This window comes from Thermanaerothrix solaris (assembly GCF_032334255.1).
GTDB lineage: Bacteria > Chloroflexota > Anaerolineae > Anaerolineales > Anaerolineaceae > Thermanaerothrix > Thermanaerothrix solaris.
Map to the genome: position 1 here is coordinate 11,523 of NZ_JAUHMF010000002.1, position 20,002 is coordinate 31,524.

Below are 20,002 nucleotides of genomic sequence, written 5' to 3' on the forward strand. Positions count from 1 at the left end.
TTTTTAGGTTGTCTTTAGTATTGTAAAAAGAATTTGTTCAGTTATAACTTGAATATCGTTTTCTGTTGTCATCCGTCCTATGGATATCCGTATGGAAGATGATGCCTGTTGTCGAGTAAGCCCAATTGCTAGCAAAACATGAGAGGGCTCAAGAGCACCAGTATTACAGGCCGATCCTGTGCTCATCATTAGTTGAGGAAGTCGAGCAAGTAAAGCATCCGCTTCTTCTCCCTCAAACGTTAAACTACTTGTATTCGGAAGGCGAGGCGCAGCACGAGCATTGATTCGAAGATTCGGAATATTCTTTAGGAGATCTTTCTCTAACTCATCCCGTAAGGATTGCATTCTAGCACTTTCTTTAGGCATTTCGGCAATCGCTATTTCGCAAGCCGCACCGAAGCCAACAATTCCTGGAACATTTAAAGTTCCGGCTCGTAGGCCGCTCTCTTGTCCACCTCCTTCTAACATGGGACGAATGGGGATTTTCCGTTTCCCCCCGCGAACGTAAAGCGCACCAATGCCTTTGGGACCGTACATCTTATGGGCACTAAGTGAAAGCAAGTCCACTTCCCATTCATTCACATCCACTGGAATTTTTCCAGCCGCTTGGGCAGCATCCGTGTGAACAAGAGCACCGTAATGGTGAGCTATTGAAGCAATTTTTGAAATGGGTTGTAAAGTACCAATTTCGTTATTAGCACTCTGAATAGAAACAAGAAAAGTATTTTCATCAAGTGCTTTTTCTAGATCGGAAAAGCGCACTATACCATTTTCATCTACAGGTAAAATTACAACCTCAAAACCTCTTTCTGCAAGACGTTTACAAGGCGCAAGCACAGCCTTGTGCTCAATGGCACAGGTAAGGATTTTTCGACGTGTAACAGGCGCATACTCCGCAGTTCCTAAAATTGCAAGATGATTGCTCTCAGTAGCACCGGATGTAAAGAAGATTTCACTTGGCTGAGCATTTATCAAATTTGCTACCCGTTCGCGAGCTGTTTCTACAGCCAAAGCTGCCTTGCGCCCTAACACGTGCAGTCCATTTGCCGGATTTCCATAAATTTCCGTGAAGTACGGTAACATCGCTTGTACAACTCTTGGATCGCAAGGTGTCGTAGCGTTATAGTCAAGGTAAATTGGTTGTTTTACGGGCTTCATATTATTTCATATTCTAGTTTTTCATCATATTGCCGATACTCGGAATCAAGAATATAAAGCTGATCCCAAACTAATTGCCGCAATTCAATGGCAGGACGAACACAAAAGATCTCAAATTCTTCGGTTGTGATTTCTCCATGAGGAAATTGTAATTTCATCAGGCCACTTGCAATAAGACGTATAGCCTCCTCATTACGCGTGTACAGTTTCTTTCCCTTTAAATGAAGCCTGCGATTTACATATTCATTTGCAATTATGTCTTCGCGCAACGCAAGTAATGCGTCCCCAAAGAAATCAGATTTTAATCCTATCCCTTGTGCAAAGGATTCGCTACTTAATTTGCGGATTTTCCATCCGGGTAAAATACCTCGAAGACGGTCAATAAAGGCTGTCTCTTGTAAGAATTCAGGTAACTCTTTAACAATTGGATAATTGATTGGCTGTTGCTGATTGTCCAAAAGTATGTTTGCTAACATTACCAAGCTGCATGAACTGGCCGTTTCATACAGTCCTCCTCTTGTTAATTTGCCATTTGCTAAAAATCCCTTTAAGCCGCCTACAATTTCTTGCGGTCTTTCAAATTTTATTGTTTGAACTTCATCCAACACAACTACGGCGAAGCGGGCTAATAATCCCCATTGTCCGGTAGCATTATTAACAAATAATACTGCAGGAGAGATATTTCCGCCGCTTACAAGGCGGACTCGAGGATTGATATTTTCGTAAAGATAACTCTTTCCAGTTCCTTTTGGGGCAAGTTCCAATAGGTGAAGATTCTTTTCCACAAGAGGGAGCAAACGACAGAGCAAATAAGTTTTTTCGCGTTCATTGAAAGCCCAAGGGTTGTATCCCATGGAGGTCAATAGCAAAGCACGCCATTCATCCAAAGAAAAAAACGCTCTCTTCTGTTTGAACAACTCTAAATTTAAAATGGCTTGCATTGGTTTGAAAGAGACAATTGCAACCCCTTCTTTAGTTGCAATAAGTTCCGTCACTCCCCACATACCTTGTTTGAGTAAATCGGGAAATTCCTCAACAATTCCATCATTGATATAGACTTCATGCAACCCAAGAAGTTTGAGTTGTGCTACCCGTTCCTTTCGTTGTTTTGTAAGAACAACTTCTACTTCTACAGGAGTTAAGATTTTTATGACTTCCCCATTTAGGAGTCGGTTTTTTATGACGTTTGCTTCATTAGGGAGAGGCAAATAACGATCAGCCCAAGATTGAATTTTATCTAGTTCTTCTTGGGTAACTTTACCTTCGCCAGGTGCTAGGCTATCTAAAACCCATTCCGCTACGTAGGCGGGAACATTTCGCCTCATCAATTGGCTGCTGGGTAGGCGTCTTTTATCTATTGCTAAACGTCCAAAAACATTTTTTACTTTTTCATTGAGTGCTTCTTGCGTAAAGGGGTTCATAAATTCAGTTCCTTGAATAGATCATCAGATTTTTGATATAGAACCTGAACCTTCAAGTCAGGGGTAATCTCTTCGGTGAAATTTCTGCCATTGGGTAAAGAAAATATTATTCTGGCAGTTAAGTTTCCTACACTCGACTTCTTAGGCCAAGGAGTAAGATTTTTTTCGAATTCTTGCTTTTTCAATGGTGGGATGGTCTCATTGATACTAATCTTTTCAAAATAATTTTCACCGAATAATTCAATATCTTGGCATACAAGTGTAATATGACTGGGATTGATGATGGAGACGAAAAGTTTACCAGCCATGTCTTCTTCACCTTCACCAATGATAGAAATTTCAGGTTCGGGTATTTTAGCGTCACGCTCAAATAAGAGCCAGGGAACGATGACCTCTTCAGGGAATAACCCGCCATGGGGGTAGGCTTCGTAATCATTTGAATTCCCAAAACAGGACTCATTCCATGCAATACGTAAATTATGTCTTATCCCAAAGCGTTCCCCGTAGAGCTCAACCCATTCTTCATCTTCATTAATTTCAAAACCACATACCGGAAAGTGGCGTTGAAAAGTACCCCATGCTGCACGTCCGTGAAACAGCATATCATCTTCAATGGGTAATTGACGCGGTGAACGACTGTTCATCAATCGGCCGTGGTCACTGGTAATCAAGACATTTAGGCGAATTTGATCAGGTACTTTTTTTACAATTTCTTCGATTTCCTGCGCTATCATTCGAAGTTCAGAAGAGACCATTTTCTCGAGTTTGTCTCTCTGTGCGAAGTGATAGGCTTTATCAGGTTGTTCTAAACGCCAGAACCAAATTTTTCCAGGCTGAATTTGTTGTAATTTCTTCCCTGGAGAACAATTACTTGGTAAAGTCTCACCAAGCAGATTCATTTCATCTACAAGATATGGCGGAACGCCTCTTAAAAGGGCCTCCTTAGCAAATTCAGTCACTGTAGGAAGTGTTGAGAAGCAGTAAGATTTCTGCAAAAGAGTCAACCGATTAGACGTCTCAGATATCATTTGGAGAAATTGATCTACATCCCATATGGGCATTCCATCTAAAATAACACAAAAGGTGACTACATTAGAGTCAGAAGGATGTGAGGATAAGTGAGCAAATTTTTGATAAGTTATGCCCTGCCCTTCAAGCAGCCATTTTGGATATCGCTCAAGCAACCAACGGGCAAAATTTTGCGCGAGTTTAAGGACAATTTGACGTGAATTTTCATCGCCGTAAGATGCCTGCCAGCGGCGATATGGAAAATATTCCTTCTCGAACCAAGACAAAACAGCACTTTCTTCCTCGGGCAAGGATGAAGGAATAGGAGGCGGAACATGTTTTTCTAGCTCAGATAAAATTTGATTGGAAACAAAAGGCTGTATCGCCTCCAGAATTTTGCGGTCAAGTACTTGTGGATTGTTCTTAAGATACTCTGAGGTCAGAAGGGCCAATTCTTTACGCAGAAATAGAGGCAGTGGTAAGGTTTTCGCCTCTATAAAGAAAGTTCCTTGGCTGGAGATAATAAATTTCATCCATGCCTGTTTGAGCTCATCCAATAATTGGGAAGGCAATTCGATGGGAAATTCTTTTAGGTGCTTTATAAATGGCTTTTCTGCACCAAGCCATCGCCATAACAAAGACCTTGCATGATCAACATCTTTAGCACGGTAAAGTTCTTTAATAACCTCTTCCTCGGCATTTTGTTCCATTAACGAAGCAAATTTCCCAAGAATTATTTTCTCAGCGGGAGAGGGATTATTTACCAACCACCAGATTAACCAGCGAGCGGCATGTTCAAGAGAGGATTCACCGTGCCATAGAGAATTGTCTGTTGGAAAACAGGCACTTAAAACATGAACGATAGATATTTCCTCAGGCGAAACAAATTCTTTGTCAATTTTTTGAGCAATCTCTCTGGCTTGCTCAGCAGTTAATTCGGGAAAAACCTGTCTCAAAACCTTTGAAGGTGATTCAACTATCCGTACATGGATATTGCGCAAACTATAAAAGGCTTCTGCCCATGCACATAAATCTGATCCACGGATAAAGAGTTTTTCTCCCGAAGTAGCATAACGAAGAAAATCTACTTCGGTCTCAATCAGAATGAAATCCATTGGGTTTGAGACATCACCGTCAGGATCGAGAAGTATATCCATCATCGTTAAAATTTCCCCATTAATTCTTGTAATCGTTTCAGGCAATTACGGCGTGCTTCATCATCCAACTTCAAGAACAAAACTTCTATTTTCCTTATAATGTCCTTTTCTACTTTCAGTTGTAGTGCTTGAATCAGTTGATTCAATTTCTCCCGGTCTTCGATTGGGAGAAATTCTGGGGGCTTCAGAGCGATATCTAATAATTCATTGGGTTGAGCATCACTGGAATAACGGCTGTTAAGATCTATCAACCATTGGCGGGCTTTTTGCTCTTCCTGCTGGCGAGTAGCGTCTATTTTCCTCCGTTCTTCTCCAAGTATTTCACGCTGTGATTTGCTAAGGATATTCGAGTACTTCTTCTCAATTTCAGCGATCCGCTGATCTTTTGAATCCAGATCAGACGGTGTACGAGATGGCATATAGTCAAGAACCCGAAGCTCATCAAAAAAGCCTTCAAGACGCTCAATCGAGGTCTGAATTTCTAAAAATCGGTGATATAAGGGTGTGTCCTGTGTTTGATCCATATTTTTTAAAAGGAGATCCTTTTGTTTCTTCAATTCAGAAAGGCTCTTTGCTGTTTCAACTGCCTCAGGGAGCCTCTCGACCAATTGCTCAAATTGTTGAATCCGAGTTTCAATCTTTTCTAGTTTGCTCTTTCGCAAATTTTCTGTTCGCTGTGAAAGGTTACTCAGTTCATTCAGCCGTGTTCGGTACTGGTATAAACTCGCCAATCTCGCTGACTCATCCATACTATTGATTTCAGCTACAATGGGTTTTTCGTCCTCTGCTTGTCTGAGTTCCAAAAATCGTTGGTCGAGTTGATCCAGAGCACTTTGAACCTTATGAGCAAGAATAGGGAAACGTTTTAATTCTCTTAATGCTTTTTGTAGTTGATTTTTGTGTTCTGTGTAATGACTTAAATCATTGAGTTGAGAATACCGGTTGCATAAATTCTCCAGTTGCTCTTCTAAAGACTTCTCCCACTCTTTTCGCAAAATATCTAAGTGGGGCTTTGATGGAACCACTAAATCAGGAACTTGGACCTGGTGCAAAAATTTTTCCAATCCAATCAACTTTTCAAAATCGGCTGATTGTAATCGCGAGAGCCAATCCTCGATTTGTTGGTCATATTTTTGTGCTATGTCAAGATGTTGTTCGAGCAAACGACAATATGACTCGATCAATTCTGCCTTATTTTGGGGTAACTTGGGATGGGATTTTATTTGTTTAAATTTTGAGAGGATTCGATGCGCTTCATCAATACTGAAAGGCGGATCCTTCTTCTTGATTCGATCTATAATCCTATCAATTTCCTCGAATTGTTCATCAAGGTTGATACGACGAACCGCAAATCCTTGGGTGATTAATGTATCAAGGAATCCTTTAGGGCCTTTCGCGTTGTTAAAGATTTCTTTGAATTCTCCTAATGTTTTGACTCTTCCTCCAAGACTCAATTGGATTTCATAACGGTGGAAACCAATCCATGCGGCAAGGAGCAAAGTCAGAGTGTTGTAATCATGCCCATAAGGAGGATTGAGGAGTTCAACAAGCACCCCTTTGGCTAGGGTTTCTCTGCCATCAGGAGGGAAAGCGTTTTCTAAACGATTCCAGGCTTCGCGAAGCGCACGAGAGGTTGGCTCCTTTACTCTGAAATTCTCTGGGTCTAGTAAGCCCCATTTCTTAATCAGATATTCTTGAACCACCACATACTGCATGTCTTTGTTCTTTAGGTTCTGAATGCCGGACCCTACTGTGTCCCCAAACAGACCGCGAGATATATTTTCTACTGCCGTCCGTAAATGATTTACTCCTTTGGAAAAGACCGGCTTGTCTGAAAACTCTACACGATATGGATAAGCCTGACGATAGCATTCTCGTAAGACTTCTTTGATAGAATATCTATTGAGAGTTTGAACGGATGTCAAATACGCCCTGGGCAATGCATATTCATGAATTTGCCGCGATAAATCAGGGTAGTGTTCAGAATCGCCTAAAAGTTCGAAAAGGCCCATTTTTATTTCTGTGTCAGCACGGCTTTGCTCGTCCTTCAATATTATGGAGCCAATTTTTTCGCGCTGGTTCAAATCCAGACTGTCAAGGGCTATTTTTCGCCGAGCGGCATTTAATAAACCGGGATTTACCTTATTGGGTAAAACAATCAAAATCGGTAATGGGTGTGGTTTTGTGTCTAAAACGGAATCCAGCAAGGCTTGGGCATTTTGACGAAGCCATAACTTTTCCTCTTCACTACTAGCCAATAACCAGACGATAACTCCGCGCGGGCTTTCCTCTATCGTATCGTTTGGTCCAATGCGATATTGGGAGGTTAATTCTCGCAGTGTCTCGATATTGAAAAAGTCTTTTGTTAAGACTACTTGTTGGGGCGCCCAATCATCTGGATGTCCAAAGGTCTGAGAAATTGTAAAGGAGGGAATGGCTTTAGCAATCTTCTCCAGTAAGGAGCGGTCCACAGGCGTTTTTTGCACTGCCTCTTCAATGATTCGGTCCGCTTCAGGAGAGCGTGCCCCCACAGGGAAGAACGAATAAAAATTACCGTTTTTTTGGATCACTCGACCCTCGGCTAGTTCTCTCAATAGGGAGGAAACCTGGGCGGAACCTAACCCAGACAAATCACTCAGCAGTTCAATTTGGTCGCTCCCTCTTCTTACTTGCGAACTAAGTTCACTCACCCTAAGTTCACTCACCGCACGCTGAAGCAACAAAGCCTTCAACACAGCTTTATGATTCTCAGTAAGATCAATGGGAGGATTCTCTAGAGCAGTCCGATACGCTTCATACCATTTCTTGGAGATTTGCTCTTCAAAGAAATCTACCAATTCAATGGCAAAAATAAAGTTGGGAGTTCCATCCTCGCGTTCGGCAGGTTGGTCACGAATACCTTTGCTCCAACGATCCCGCACAAAATGCAAAGCCGTTCGCGGATTTTCCCCTGCTCCGGCCTCGAAAGTGTGGGTAGAAAGGATAGCCGTAGTTAGTGGATGAAGGGGATAACATCCACGCACGATAACCTTTTCAACCATGTTATGGTCCCATTTCAAAGTCTCACTATAGCGCTTTGGAAAATACGTGAACAAGGTTTCGCGATTACGCACCATGGTTGACTTAACCTTTTGCCTGTTACACCAGGCATTCCAGAAAGCTTCATCCTGCTTGAGATAAGCGTCCAGCACCCCTTCCATGAGCGAGAAAAGACGGGCGCGTTTATATTTCGGTAAACGATCTAACTCTCGTTTCACATCTTCTCGCCTGTTGCCCTGGGCGTATGTTTCCACCACACTTTCAATGTCCAACTGAGTAAAAGCCAGGAAGGCGCTTTTCCCCGGATGATTACTAATGCCATTGAGTAATTCCTGTAACTTTCCAGGAGTACGAGAGGTGGCGTATTTTTGAAGAAACAGGCTGAATTCATCAAACAGGATTAAGAGTCCACCCAGCTTATTGGGCTCGCAAACTTCGTCCACCACCCAATCAATTAATTCGGATAAGTTTAATTCCCGCCCAAAGTCTGGATAGAGTCCTATAGCATGTTTGATGGCTTCACGAATGAGTTCATAACTTCCTGTTTTTCGAAGATCTTGACGCAGAATGGCTAAATCGGTATGCTCTTTGGTGGCTAAATAATTTTCGATCTTCTGAAGAATTTCCTGGCTTTGAGCATTCAACCACTCCTCCGCTTTGATGTACCAAAAAGGTAAAGCTATTCCACGAGTAGAATCATGCTCTCTTAGGGCCTGTTCCAAGGCGCGTAAAAAACCTTCTTGCAGATCATTTATGGCGTCACCGCGCAAGCGCATAACCAAAAATTCACCTTTGGACTCCTTGAACTCTCGATATACATTCAACTGAGCAGGATTGTTCAGGGCTTGTCCAAGGCGCTCAAAGATGACCTCAACTTCCGTGGAATTCGACGGACGGCTGAATAAGTTAGCAAGTACAAGCGCAAGATGACTTTTGCCTCGACCGTAGTTAGCTGTGAGCACCATGCGATTGAAATCAGATCCTGCACGTTCGATTGTAAAGGCGTCCCTGAGCATGTCGAGAACATCTTTCGCCGCCACGTCCCGTCCCGCCTGACTGGTTACTGGCGCACTAACTGTAAAAATATAGTTGTTCAACAATTCTCGATTCAGAGATGGATTATCATAGTCGCTCAGTTGAACATCCGAGCGGAAAGAACCATATTCGTCCATATGAACCAAATCTTTAATGAGCATATTTCCCTCCTCCATAGACGTGTTAATTTACAAAGAACCCACAGCAATTTGGGATACAAATTCTGCAGTGGCGCTAAGCAAGAAACGAGCGTTTTCAGGTAAGGCGATGATTAGTTTTGTCCGAAGATAAGGCAATTTCAGGGTTGCTTTCCAAAATTGTTCTCGAGCATCTACTTCTAAAGCCAATAAGAGCAAGTCAAAAGTGTAAAGTAGCAAGCAATTCCGGTTGCAAATTTCGTCTCCTAGTGCGGTTATGAACTCAAACAATTTCTCATGAGCGTAGCGTGTTCTTAATCCAGAATGAGTGGCACCTTCCGGAAGTCTTTCCAGAAATGCTCCCCTTGCATCCAAAGGTTGCAGTCCAAGTCTCCACGCAATGTCCTCTTCCTGTCCTAAATACTCCAAGGGGAAAAACCACACCCCCACACTTTTTCGTACACCGGGTTGAAGAAGTTGCTGAACAAGAGAATGAATATCAACCATAATGCCCCCTTAGTCCAGAAGCATCTATTTGTACAACCGTTCCAACGCGAGCTCCAAACTGGATTGAAGTAATACGACTTGGTAAGGAGACGCAATACGATGCAAATCAATCATCCCTTCCTGTTTAAGTTCGATTAGCAACTCGGTCAAACCTTCTTCACCTAGGAGGAAAAGCCCGGCAAAGTTTTTACCAGTCAAATCGTCTAGGTTGACGGTCAACCGCTCTCCGTAATGCGCCTGCCAGTAATCCGCCAACGCATAACCCAGCGCCCAGGTGGGAGGACGGGGACTCTGGGGTACGCGATAAGTATCTTTCTCGAATTCTTCGATCAAACCAAGGCGTTTCAGCCCATCGCTTTTGAGATAAGTGCCAATGAAGATGGTGACAGTAGAACGAACTGAACGGGAAGAAAGAGTTTTTCCTGTATTGTGTTGCAAAAAAATCATCAAATCTTCTAAAAGTTGCTTGGCAGTGAAAGTATTGCCGGGAATAAACCATCGGGTTACCAGGTAGTGCCAGAAAACTGTAGGGCGATGTGGCGCGGACAGATGGTAATGCAACAGCCATTGGGTGCCCATTTTTTCCAAATATGGGTCAAATTCTGTCACGAAGCGGCCAAACGAAGTAAGCTGGTTTTTCTCATCCAACAAACCCGCCCGTTTGGCATAACGGGGCATGGCCTCCTGATAAATTGTGCCCAAATCCGTATTGGCTGCTAAGTCTGATTGCTTGAAACCCGGATTCTTTTGGGCAATGTCAAGGACTTTCATCACTGATGAACGTGAAAAAGAGAACGTGCGATGAAATGTGAGGTTCATTGTGTTCGTTTCCCTATAGATGACAAATCAGGCAACTTTCCTCATTGGTTTCTTCGGCATCAAATAAATCAATCAATGCTAATTTAGATTCCGGTCGCTGTTGACGCGTCTTGCGGCGCTCAAATTCTTGTATAATTGATTTTTGCCGCTCCGGAGAACGCAAATCTCTTAAACTTTCTTTTGGCATCCATGTATACCGTTCACCAGTTTCTGGGTTTTCCTTTTCATAGCTTTCTGCTTTTTCGTACAAATCAGGGTGATGTCTAAGTAATCCAAGCCACTCGTTTTTTTGCTGAAAGAAGCAAAAATAACAACCAGATCGTGAGCGCCATTCATAATATGCAGGTAGTCCCAAACCGCTTTCTTCTAGTATCCTGATAACATCCTCTTTTTTTATGTTTTCCTCAATGAAGGGGTAATGTGGGATGATGTTGGGTTTGGTAGAAATATAGCCTTTACGATGGATTTCATCAGCGCGAATACCAATGTAGTTATGACAAATGCTATCTCCCACAAACTCTTCAAAAGGCTTTATTTTAAGATATTCTGTACACCAACGCACCTGCCCGGAAGGTAAAAAACCTCCACGGGCTTTTAGCATGTCTTCAAAGGATTGACGTGCTTTGATCTTCTTTATTTCTTTGCCAAGAAAAATCTCCAATCTATCCAAGTACTCATAGGTTTCCGGAAGCTCTTCCCCAGTATCGCAAAAGACGTACTCCAAGTCAGGAATGCGATCGCGTAGGTAAATAGCCAAGGCCGTACTGTCTTTCCCCCCAGAGAGCGAGACAATGTGCCGTACAGGTTGTTCACTGCTCATTTAACACCTCGAGGGACTCTACAGAAATTTTCCATAATCGTTATTCTCTTAGGCGCAGCGTAAGAGTTTGTAAAGCAGCCCGAAGGACCAGCTTGTTTGACTCTAGGGATCGAAGATAAGTTTCTAACTCGTTCGCTATTTTCTGACTGCGTTCGCGCAATTCTGGCGGTAACAAAAGATCATCTGTTAGCCCTGCTTCAACACGCCACAATGCTCCTAGATGTTCCGCCCGTGCTTCAAAGCGCTCGGCATCGGTATCGGTCCAGGTGCGAGGCGGGCGGTTAGCAATAAAGGCTAGAACACTCTCCAAAGCAGAGCGAGATTCAGGGGCTTCTGCCGCGCGTTTTACCAATGGAACAAGTTGGGGATGCGTTACACGAACAGCCATTTTCTGGCATTCTGAGCGAAAGATTGCCCAGCCTTCTTCTCCACTGGGTAGTCCACAAGAAGAGAGCCAAACATCTCGTGCCCATACCAGTAAACGTGGTGTGGAATTGGCCAACGCTTCTAAGGCAAGGTTTAGTCGCTCAAAAAATTCGTCAAAACGTTTAGGATCAAATTCTTCTTCTTCAAATGGCGGCAGTCCCAATGCCTCAGGAAGCTCCACAAAAAGAAATCGTTCTGGAGAACGGGTTCTTTCGGCAGCTTGACGTAAGTTTAGAGCAGATTCTGGGAGATTTCGTGTCCGCTGAGCGTATTCAGGGAGAGCTTTGAGACGTCCAATTAAAGAGCGCACTATTGGCATTATATAAGGTTGAACATGCAAACCTCTTGCCATTCTTTCCAGGATAGCAGCGCGTAAACCGCTTACCCGGCATCCCGCAATAGAAAATAATTCTGGCCGCCGCAGTAGAACTTCCCAATCTGCAACGTTTGGATCAATTATAAGCGTTCCTTCCTTGTACAAGGTAATTTCATTTTCATGCACCTTATAGAACAACGCTAACAAAACTGGTGCTAGTCCTGGAGTTACGCCATAGGGAGGAGCGAATAAAATATCATACAAATCAGTCAAAGGACGTGGTTCAGGCAAACCACCAAAGATGAAATGACTTATCGCTTCCCAAGTTGGGCATAAATTTAGCGGATCTTTTTGTGCGGGTGGGACAATTTGCCAAACACCATCTGACCAACGATGCAATCCACCGCGTTTCAAAAGTGTTTCGTACATGCTGCGTTCTGGAGGAAACTTCTCAATTCCCATTAGGGGTTTGTCTGATTGGGTCAAAATTGCTTCAATAAGTCTTCGTCGCGCTCCTGCGCCTTGTGCTGTCAACTCTTGGCGATTGAGAAGCTCATTCCATAACTTGGGTGAAGAAGAATAAAGCGTATCACAGATATCCGACAGCAAACCCGAAAGACCAGAGCGCGATTTTGGGAAGACTTCATTTCCTCGGTAATACCACCGAGACCCTTTCGAAATATAACCTTGCCTAAGGTTAAAGGCATGGTCCAATTCTGTGCGAATAGCATGCTCAAGGAGAGCTAACCGCGTTCGCCATTCCTTTCGGGCTATAGGGTCGTCACGCAGCTCCGGAGTGTTCTCCTTTGTCCAATGCAATGCTCGAAATTCTCGTACTAATTCCCGCAGATGAATAGCACGGGGGGCAATTCCAACAACCAGATTGAGTCGTCGGGAAATTTCCTCGTTATGTACCCATCGTTCAAATTCTTCCTCTTCTGCCATTGAACCTGGAAGACATAACAAAACCACGCCGCTATTGTTTTGCGAAGCATCTAATGAAATTGTATCTTTGTTGTGAGAATCTAAATACCTTACCTCAAAAAAACGTTGGGTCCCTGTTATGTAACTATGGCGATGGGCTAGCAGAGGACGAGGGGGCAAATATCTCTGCAAGATCTCAGCTATACTCAGGGTGGTTTCTACTCTAGAGCGGGCTATCTGCAAACGCTCTTCAAGATCAACATCACTACCCTGCCAAATTGCATACACATGGTTAAACCGGCGATAGGTAATAAACGATTTGTGCTGAAGCGTTCCTAATGTTGTATAAAGTTCTGATTCAGGATATGCGGGGGTAAGGGCGCTAATGATCGTCTTTTCTGTGGCCTGTATGGGACTGGTTTCGCTTAACCAATTGAGCAAACCTATTGTCTTGAGCAAGTCTTTTTCTATCTCTCTAAGAGACAGGGTGTTTTCTAATCGCTCTAAAGCTTCGGTTAGGGGTCGTGCGCGACTCGTGGAATAGATAGTAGCTTGGTAATTAGCTGCAAGGTAATCAAACAAATTAGGCAAATAAAGAATATCTCCAAACTTATGCGTGGATAGAAACTCCTGAAACCCAAATGGTTCTTGAGAAGAAAGGTAGGTAAAGAGGGAACGCTCGTTTTGACCTAGACGGCGAAATATATAGGGCAAAGCCACAAAAACGCTGGGGTGAAGTGGATATACCTTTTGGCATAGTCCCTCAAATTCATCTAAGTTCATGCCGGGGGGACACCATGTCATCAGGATGGGCTTTGATACTGGTAAAGCAACAGAGTGTTTACCAAAAGCGTCAGCAAGAAGCCTCATCTGCTGAGTGGGAGCCTCATGATAAGGAATATCTTCAAAGCGCCCCTGTACTTTTGCCCACTCCCGTCGGGCGGATTGACTCAGAAAGGCTGCGTACGTTTCAAAAGCTTGATGCAATATGCCAATAAATATAAACGGATGTGAGTTGCTGCGAGCAGAAAATTCTGCCAATTCTTGAAGGAGGTATATGTCACTTTCCTGTGAATTAGATGTGGCATGCTCTAGAACTTTCCCCATCTCGTCAAGTAGGATCAACACACCATTGGTATTATCTCTGTACTGACTTACTTGTGATACGAAAGTCCTAACCCACTTCAAGAAGGTTCCGCTATCACTATACCGGACGTTTTCCAGACTTTGCTTGAGTTCGTGTAGGTGGTTATCTTCATCTAAAACTTTTGAAAAACCACGCGCCAAACATTCCTGTAAAGAGGCGCGCGCTCCGGTCACGATCACACTCAAAATCCCCCCGTTTTCTTTCAAGGTTTGTTGTAATTGTGCCGCTATTAATGGGTCTACCACTGAGATCATTTTCCAGGCCATAGCGTGGCCATAACGGTGTGGGTCAAGTAAATTGGCCAAGAACAAGCCAAAAAATGATTTTCCGGAACCATAGGGACCGGTTAGCGTCCATGCCCTTGAGTGGTTAGTTATACCTTCTGTAATGCGTTTTAGAGTATTGAGCGCTTGTACGGTTAGAGTATATCCTCCCAATATATTACTATTGGAAATATCATCTTCCAAACGAATTGCTCGTAAATAGTTAGAACGAATGCGAATAATGTTGCTTAGTAGGGTATCAGGCATAGTATTCCCTTAATAAACTCCATCCTAAATCCTTGGATACGGAAAGGATGTGAACTTGCCGTAAGCCAGCTGTTTCATTCAATCTTAGAACTCCATTTGTAAGAATTTCTAAGCCCTCCAAATAGGATATCATACTACTTTCATCCAACTTAAAAATCTGGCCAGGGCTACCTGGAGCGTATATGCATTCATCCAATGCCACTGTTCGCTGATATGATAACTTTTCTTCAAAAAAGTTAATCAGAGCATACCCGACGATAGCGGTAGGTAATGATGGTTTTTCACCCACATTAAAACGATAACTCCCATCTTCTGGGACAAAGTGAATTAGATCCAAGTCTACTAGTGGACAGTCTAGACTTTCCTCCCTATTTCCTTTTCTGCTTTGCACAGGTACGTAGGTGTGAATAAAAACGTTTATTTCCCGCTCAATCATGCCCTCTGTAGTTTCAATTCCCCTCTGTGCTAATTGATGCTTTAGAAATTCCATCAAATTGTTTTTATGGAACTCAACGTTGAAATAGCGGGAGAAAACAAGATACCATACTAATCCGTATTGCTGATTGCTTGCAAGTTGCCAATGTAATAACCAAAGAGACCCTATATCTTCTAAATAAGGGTCCCACCCATCATCAGCGAGTAAGTGATACCCCAAAGGTGTAGGTCTCAAAGAACCAGAGTGTTCCGAAGATCTCTCGCATAATCCCAAGCAAAGCATCCAATAGCGAATAGACGTTGCCATGTTTTTGCCAACCCCCAAAACGACAAAGGCATCTTCTCGTAAAAATATTTCGGGATCCTCCAAGATAGCATCCAATCCTTTTTTAAGCCAACTATAACGAAAGGTAAATTTCTCGTGCCCACCAAATATTGGACGTGTAGAATGTAGAACTTTATTGCTCATAGTATCATCCGATTAATTAAATAAGAGAAATCACATTTATAAAGTGTAATCCCCAATCAGTTAATTCGCCCGCGCATTGCGGTCAACTTGCGCGGGCGGCAAAAGTTTGCTATCCTAGATTCTGCCGCAACGCGCCCCGACCGCGTTGCCGTCTCAGCCTCACCGATGCGCGCGGTGGGGCTGAAATTGTTTTATTTTGTTTCATTGTATCTATACGCTGCAGATCGTCAAGACTGCCAGCCCAAAACTAACCATCGGTAAGATTTATATATCTTATGACAACGTTGAGATTTACAATAAACCTTCTTTACTTTGTCCTTCCGACAAATATTATCTCAGTCGAGGAGGACATTCATGTTAGACCACGCCGTTGATCTCACCACTTTGGATACTTTCTTCGCCGAGAATGCCTTTAGTAAAAGAACAGAGGAACAGTATCGAGACATACTTAAAGTCTTCCTTTCCCATGTTGATCCCGAAAACTGCACAGTTACCGACGTTTTGGCTTTTCTCCGATCTACCCGATGGGGAAATTCACGCCAACACGTCGCTTCGGTTGCAATACGACATTTCTTCCGATGGAAATATGGTGAAAATCATCCGGTTCTGCGTCTGCGAATAAAGCGCGAGAAGCCACATCCGGGGCGAACTCTGAAGGTTGAACAGATAATTCAGATATTAAATTCTTTTGACACAACAACCAAAAAGGGCTGTCGGGATTATGCCATTGCTTGTTTCGCGTTGGATACCGGCTTACGCGTTAACGAAATTGCCAATGTACAGATCAATGACTTAGATCTGCAAGAACGGGAAGTATTGGTCAAGATCAAAGGTGGCCGATGGGAAAAGGCCTATTTTTCCGGCCACACAGCAGAAGCCATTTCTAAATGGCTTCCTTACCGAGACCCAAATAACACAAGGTTATTTCAGGTCACTCGAGATGGCCTGAAAGTAATTGTAAGGAAATGGGGTGAAAAACTGGGGTTCAAATTATCTCCGCACGACTTTCGTCGAACGTTTGCTGTAATGACTATCCGCGCCGGTGCCCCATCACGATTGGTTCAGATTGCAGGACGATGGTCAGATATTCGCATGGTAGAGTATTACACCCGCGATATAACAGCGGTTGATTTAGGCCCTTACTTTCCTATAACAAATATCCAACAGCGGGTTCGGGGTTCGAGTCCCCGGTGAGTCACACACGGTGCATTTTTTGGGGGAACGCCGCCCCCGAGTTCTTGATGAGCCTGCCCTTTGGCAGGCTCTTTTAATCCCACACACCAATCTCGTGGACAACATCGGCGCCCGAAGTCCAGGTGTCACCTTCTTGATACAAGGCTGCCAAGGCCAAGGTTATCCCCTGGCGCGTGTCAGGGCCGAAAGCAGTCACCTCGCCGTCGGTCAACCCAGCCTGCCGGCGCCAGATCCGCAAAGGTTCAAACGCTTGTAAGTGGTTCCTGGGGTTGAAACCAGTGGCAATCGGGCGATTTGGCTCAGGAACAAAACGAGCCATGGCCAAACCGGTGGGGTAACACCTCCCCCCGCAACGTCGCCGCGATGGGGGCCTGACGATGATTTGGACATTCAGACGCCACCACACCTCCACCTGCGGTTTGGGGCGGGGGAGAATCCTTGGGATATGATCCCGCGCTTCAATCGCATCGCCTTGGGTCACCCCCTGGTTCAGACTGACCCGGTCACCCGTGACTTTCGGCTAAAATTAATGTATGGACACCCAAGCCGCGCCTTACCTCCTCGGCAGCGGCATCTTTCCCTCGCTCCCCCTTGAACGCTACCTGCCGCGCTTGCCCGTCGGTAGCCTGCGTGAGTGGCTGAATACCCACGTCCCGGCCGGGGCATGGGTGCTTGATCCCCTTGGCTTACACCCGCAGGTAGCGCTTGAAGCCGCACAGGCCGGTTATCGTGTCCTGGTGGCCTGCAATCACCCTCTGCTGGCATTTCTGCTCCAAAACCTGGCCGCCGGCCCGGGTGGAGATGCCTTCCGCAAAGCCCTGGCCGCCCTGCTGGCCACCCGCCGCGGGGAACAACGCCTGGAACAGTACCTGCTCAGCCTGTATCAGACCACCTGCCCGCGGTGTAAGGCCGTTATCCCGGCCTCAGGTTACCTCTGGCAGCGCGGCGCCCACCAACCCCATGCGCGCCTGCTCCACTGCCCCCATTGCGGTGAACAGGGCGAATTCACCCTCACCCCCGAGGACCAGGCTATCTTGCAATCTATTGGCACGGCCCCGCTCCACCGCGCGCGGGCGCTCAGCCGCCTCGGCGCCGTGGCCGAAGGTGAAGCGCGCTCCGCCGCCGAAAACCTGCTGCACCTCTACCCACCCCGCGCCCTGACGGTGCTCTTCACCCTGCTCAATCGCAGCGAAGGCCCCGGCCTCACCCCTGAACAACGCACCCTGCTCCATGCCCTGTTGATTCCTCTGCTCGACCGCGGCACAGCACTCTGGCCGTGGCCGCCCACCCCGCTGCGCCCGCGCCTGTTGCAATCCCCCCCTGTCTTCTTGGAAATCAATTTGATGCAGGCCTTGGATGACGTCCTTGCCCTCTGGGGCGAGTTTACCACACCCATCCCGCTTACCCAATGGCCGGCGCTACCCCCGCCGGAGGGAGGGATTTGCCTCTTCCGCGGGCGTATGCGAACCCTGGCGACCCAACCCGACCTTCCTGCCTTTGGCGCGGTACTGGCCGTGCTCACCCGCCCTAGTGCAGCCTTCTGGGGGCTCTCGGTCTTATGGAGCGCCTGGTTGTGGGGCGAGGATGTCGCCCGCCCGCTGCTCGGGCTGCTCAACCCACGTGCCGCGGCCTGGAACTGGCTTGCACATGCCCTGCACCATGCCTTGCGCCCGCCGGCACGCCTGGTGCACCCGGAAACCCCGCTCTGGCTGATGGCGGATGAACTGACCCCGGCGGCCGCTTTAGCCGTTCTCCTGGGGGCGCACACCGCCGGGTGGGAGGCTAAAGCGCTGGCGTATGATCCCGAAGCACCGGCCCTGCAAACCACCTGGCAGGTGCGCACGACGCCGCTCCCCACCCCTACCGATAGTCCCAAGCCCTGTCTGCACCAGGCGCTTCAGCACCACCTGAACGACCGCGCCGAACCCGCCGACTACCTGCCCCTCTTTTTGGAGGGCATCCTGGCCCTGAGCGCACACGGCTACCTGCCCGCCACCATCGAGGACATGCCCACCGGTTATGCCGGACGCCTGCAGGCCCTGGTGAACGAAGTCCTGGCCGATGCGTCCACCTTCACCCGCCTGCACGCCCGCGCCGAGGGCGAAAGTGGCCCGCGCTGGGGGTTGACCGTGCCGCCCGCTCCCGAGACCCTGCCCCTGGCCGACCGCGCCGAAAAGGCCGTGGTCGGTTATTTGCTCAACCATCCCATAGTGACTGCAGTAGAGGTCGAGCAAGCCATGCGCCGGCACTTTCCCGGCCTGATCACACCGCGGCGAGCCCTGCTGCGAGCGATTCTCACCTCCTACGCGCAAGAGATGGAGACCCAAACCGGGCAGTGGCAACTCCGCCCGCAGGATCAGCCCGACCAGCGCCGCCGCGACCTGCAGGCCGTGGCGCACGCCCTGCGCCACCTGGCGGCGCGGTTGGGGTATCAGGCAGAGGGAGAAAATCCCCTCCTCTGGCGGCATCCGCCCAGCAATGAGGTGCGCTATGCCTTTTACTTGCTGGCCTCGGCCATGGTGTGGCGATTTCTCACCGCGCCCCAGCCACAGGCCCAGCACCACGTGCTGGTGTTGCCGGGCAGTCGCGCCGGCTTGCTGGCTTATAAACTACAGCGCGATCCGCGCCTGGCAGCGGCCCTGCAGCGCAGCTGGCACGTGCTCAAATTCCGTCACTTGCACCGCATGGCCAGCCAGGCCGACCTTGGGCATGACCTGTGGGATGCCCTGCTAGATAGCGACCCGCCCCTCTGGCGCGAGACGGCGCAGATGAGCATGTTCTAGGCCGTGCGCCGGCTGAGCAACAAATCCGCAATGATGAAATCCAGGGGTTCATCAATGTCCAGCGCCTCTTCGCGCGGGATCTCGAAGAGATACGGGCGCTCGCCGATGCGGTTGCGCCGTTGCACTAACGTCTGGCGAGTGAAGAGGTAAAGGCACGAGTTTTCTTCGTAGATTGGGGGCAAGTCCTGCGTGCGCAAAAGAATATTCGGATTATGGTTAATCGGGCGCGCCAATTGATCCCACAGGCGGGTTTGGATGCGCGTCACCCCGAAAAGGCTATCGTAAGCGGGATAAAGATCGAGCAGGGTTTGGATTGCCCGTTCAATCGTCTCGGCGCGCAGCAGCGGGTTGGTGCTGTGGGTTTGGAGGTAAAAATCGGCTTCCAGCAAGGCGGTATCGTGCATCAAGATTTCGTTCATCGGCACGGCATCCCCGCACAGATGCGGGGGTCGCTCGATGATCACCACCTGGGGGTAGTGCTCGCGCAGGCCCTCGATGATGATCGGCGAATCGGTGTCCACAGCGATCTGGGTGATCGAGGGGCAGCGCCGAAGGGTATCCAGGATGTGATGAAAGAGCGGCTTTCCCGCTAGCGGGCGGTAGTTTTTACCCGGCACCCGCTCGGAGTGGTGGCGCATCGGCACCAGGGCCACGACGGTTGATCGTTCTGCCATGGG

13 protein-coding genes are annotated in these 20,002 nt (G+C 46.9%); 2 read left to right on the forward strand and 11 right to left on the reverse strand.

The annotated features are described in order from the left end of the window. Nucleotides 1-3: 3 nt before the first annotated feature. Genes QYE77_RS08355 through QYE77_RS08395 form a run of 9 tightly spaced genes read right to left on the reverse strand, consistent with a single transcriptional unit; the run spans nt 4 to nt 15,348 of the window. A complete protein-coding gene (locus QYE77_RS08355; protein ID WP_315624935.1) occupies nt 4-1,158 on the reverse strand; it encodes a cysteine desulfurase family protein in 1,155 nt (384 codons plus the stop codon). Beyond that, the gene (brxL, locus tag QYE77_RS08360; RefSeq protein ID WP_315624936.1) at nt 1,155-2,579 is read right to left on the reverse strand and encodes a BREX system Lon protease-like protein BrxL; all 1,425 of its coding nucleotides are present in this window, start codon (nt 2,577-2,579) and stop codon (nt 1,155-1,157) included. The genes QYE77_RS08355 and brxL overlap by 4 nt, the downstream gene beginning before the upstream one ends. Next, entirely contained in the window at nt 2,576-4,789 is a 2,214-nt protein-coding gene (locus QYE77_RS08365) for a hypothetical protein (RefSeq protein WP_315624937.1), read from the reverse strand. Before QYE77_RS08365 ends, brxL begins: the two co-directional genes overlap by 4 nt. After that, nucleotides 4,750-8,979 (reverse strand): coiled-coil domain-containing protein, encoded by a 4,230-nt coding sequence (locus tag QYE77_RS08370; RefSeq protein ID WP_315624938.1) that lies wholly within the window; start codon nt 8,977-8,979, stop codon nt 4,750-4,752. The genes QYE77_RS08365 and QYE77_RS08370 overlap by 40 nt, the downstream gene beginning before the upstream one ends. 27 nt (nt 8,980-9,006) lie before the next feature. Further along, entirely contained in the window at nt 9,007-9,462 is a 456-nt protein-coding gene (locus QYE77_RS08375) for a hypothetical protein (protein ID WP_315624939.1), read from the reverse strand. A gap of 24 nt (nt 9,463-9,486) precedes the next feature. After that, nucleotides 9,487-10,281 carry a DUF4007 family protein gene (locus QYE77_RS08380; protein WP_315624940.1) on the reverse strand — a complete coding sequence of 265 codons (795 nt, stop codon included), beginning with the start codon at nt 10,279-10,281 and terminating at the stop codon, nt 9,487-9,489. Nucleotides 10,282-10,294: 13 nt separating this feature from the next. Then, nucleotides 10,295-11,101 carry a phosphoadenosine phosphosulfate reductase family protein gene (locus QYE77_RS08385; RefSeq protein ID WP_315624941.1) on the reverse strand — a complete coding sequence of 269 codons (807 nt, stop codon included), beginning with the start codon at nt 11,099-11,101 and terminating at the stop codon, nt 10,295-10,297. Between the two features lie 40 nt (nt 11,102-11,141). Continuing rightward, the gene (locus QYE77_RS08390; RefSeq protein WP_315624942.1) at nt 11,142-14,444 is read right to left on the reverse strand and encodes a hypothetical protein; all 3,303 of its coding nucleotides are present in this window, start codon (nt 14,442-14,444) and stop codon (nt 11,142-11,144) included. Continuing rightward, a complete protein-coding gene (locus tag QYE77_RS08395) occupies nt 14,437-15,348 on the reverse strand; it encodes a DUF4007 family protein (protein ID WP_315624943.1) in 912 nt (303 codons plus the stop codon). The genes QYE77_RS08390 and QYE77_RS08395 overlap by 8 nt, the downstream gene beginning before the upstream one ends. Nucleotides 15,349-15,702: 354 nt before the next feature. Between QYE77_RS08395 and QYE77_RS08400 the strand changes: the two genes are divergently transcribed. Then, nucleotides 15,703-16,542 (forward strand): tyrosine-type recombinase/integrase, encoded by an 840-nt coding sequence (locus QYE77_RS08400; RefSeq protein ID WP_315624944.1) that lies wholly within the window; start codon nt 15,703-15,705, stop codon nt 16,540-16,542. Between the two features lie 73 nt (nt 16,543-16,615). Here QYE77_RS08400 and QYE77_RS08405 read toward each other — a convergent pair whose 3' ends face one another. Continuing rightward, complete coding sequence (locus QYE77_RS08405) at nt 16,616-16,861, reverse strand: hypothetical protein (RefSeq protein WP_315624945.1); 246 nt, start codon at nt 16,859-16,861, stop codon at nt 16,616-16,618. Nucleotides 16,862-17,075: 214 nt separating this feature from the next. On the opposite strand from QYE77_RS08405, the gene QYE77_RS08410 reads away from it, so the two are divergent. Next, nucleotides 17,076-19,325, forward strand: coding sequence for a hypothetical protein (locus QYE77_RS08410; protein ID WP_315624946.1), 2,250 nt, complete (start codon nt 17,076-17,078; stop codon nt 19,323-19,325). Here QYE77_RS08410 and QYE77_RS08415 read toward each other — a convergent pair. After that, nucleotides 19,322-19,999 (reverse strand): acylneuraminate cytidylyltransferase family protein, encoded by a 678-nt coding sequence (locus QYE77_RS08415; protein WP_315624947.1) that lies wholly within the window; start codon nt 19,997-19,999, stop codon nt 19,322-19,324. The two genes, QYE77_RS08410 and QYE77_RS08415, sit on opposite strands and share 4 nt — an antisense overlap. Nucleotides 20,000-20,002: the final 3 nt, after the last annotated feature.

Bases quoted from the DNA above. Each gene is read 5' to 3' on its own strand.
- QYE77_RS08355 (WP_315624935.1), bottom strand. From the start codon at position 1,158: ATGAAGCCCGTAAAACAACCAATTTACCTTGACTATAACGCTACGACA.
- brxL (WP_315624936.1), bottom strand. From the start codon at position 2,579: ATGAACCCCTTTACGCAAGAAGCACTCAATGAAAAAGTAAAAAATGTT.
- QYE77_RS08370 (WP_315624938.1), bottom strand. From the start codon at position 8,979: ATGCTCATTAAAGATTTGGTTCATATGGACGAATATGGTTCTTTCCGC.
- QYE77_RS08375 (WP_315624939.1), bottom strand. From the start codon at position 9,462: ATGGTTGATATTCATTCTCTTGTTCAGCAACTTCTTCAACCCGGTGTA.
- QYE77_RS08380 (WP_315624940.1), bottom strand. From the start codon at position 10,281: ATGAACCTCACATTTCATCGCACGTTCTCTTTTTCACGTTCATCAGTG.
- QYE77_RS08385 (WP_315624941.1), bottom strand. From the start codon at position 11,101: ATGAGCAGTGAACAACCTGTACGGCACATTGTCTCGCTCTCTGGGGGG.
- QYE77_RS08390 (WP_315624942.1), bottom strand. From the start codon at position 14,444: ATGCCTGATACCCTACTAAGCAACATTATTCGCATTCGTTCTAACTAT.
- QYE77_RS08395 (WP_315624943.1), bottom strand. From the start codon at position 15,348: ATGAGCAATAAAGTTCTACATTCTACACGTCCAATATTTGGTGGGCAC.
- QYE77_RS08400 (WP_315624944.1), top strand. From the start codon at position 15,703: ATGTTAGACCACGCCGTTGATCTCACCACTTTGGATACTTTCTTCGCC.
- QYE77_RS08405 (WP_315624945.1), bottom strand. From the start codon at position 16,861: ATGGCTCGTTTTGTTCCTGAGCCAAATCGCCCGATTGCCACTGGTTTC.
- QYE77_RS08410 (WP_315624946.1), top strand. From the start codon at position 17,076: ATGGACACCCAAGCCGCGCCTTACCTCCTCGGCAGCGGCATCTTTCCC.
- QYE77_RS08415 (WP_315624947.1), bottom strand. From the start codon at position 19,999: ATGGCAGAACGATCAACCGTCGTGGCCCTGGTGCCGATGCGCCACCAC.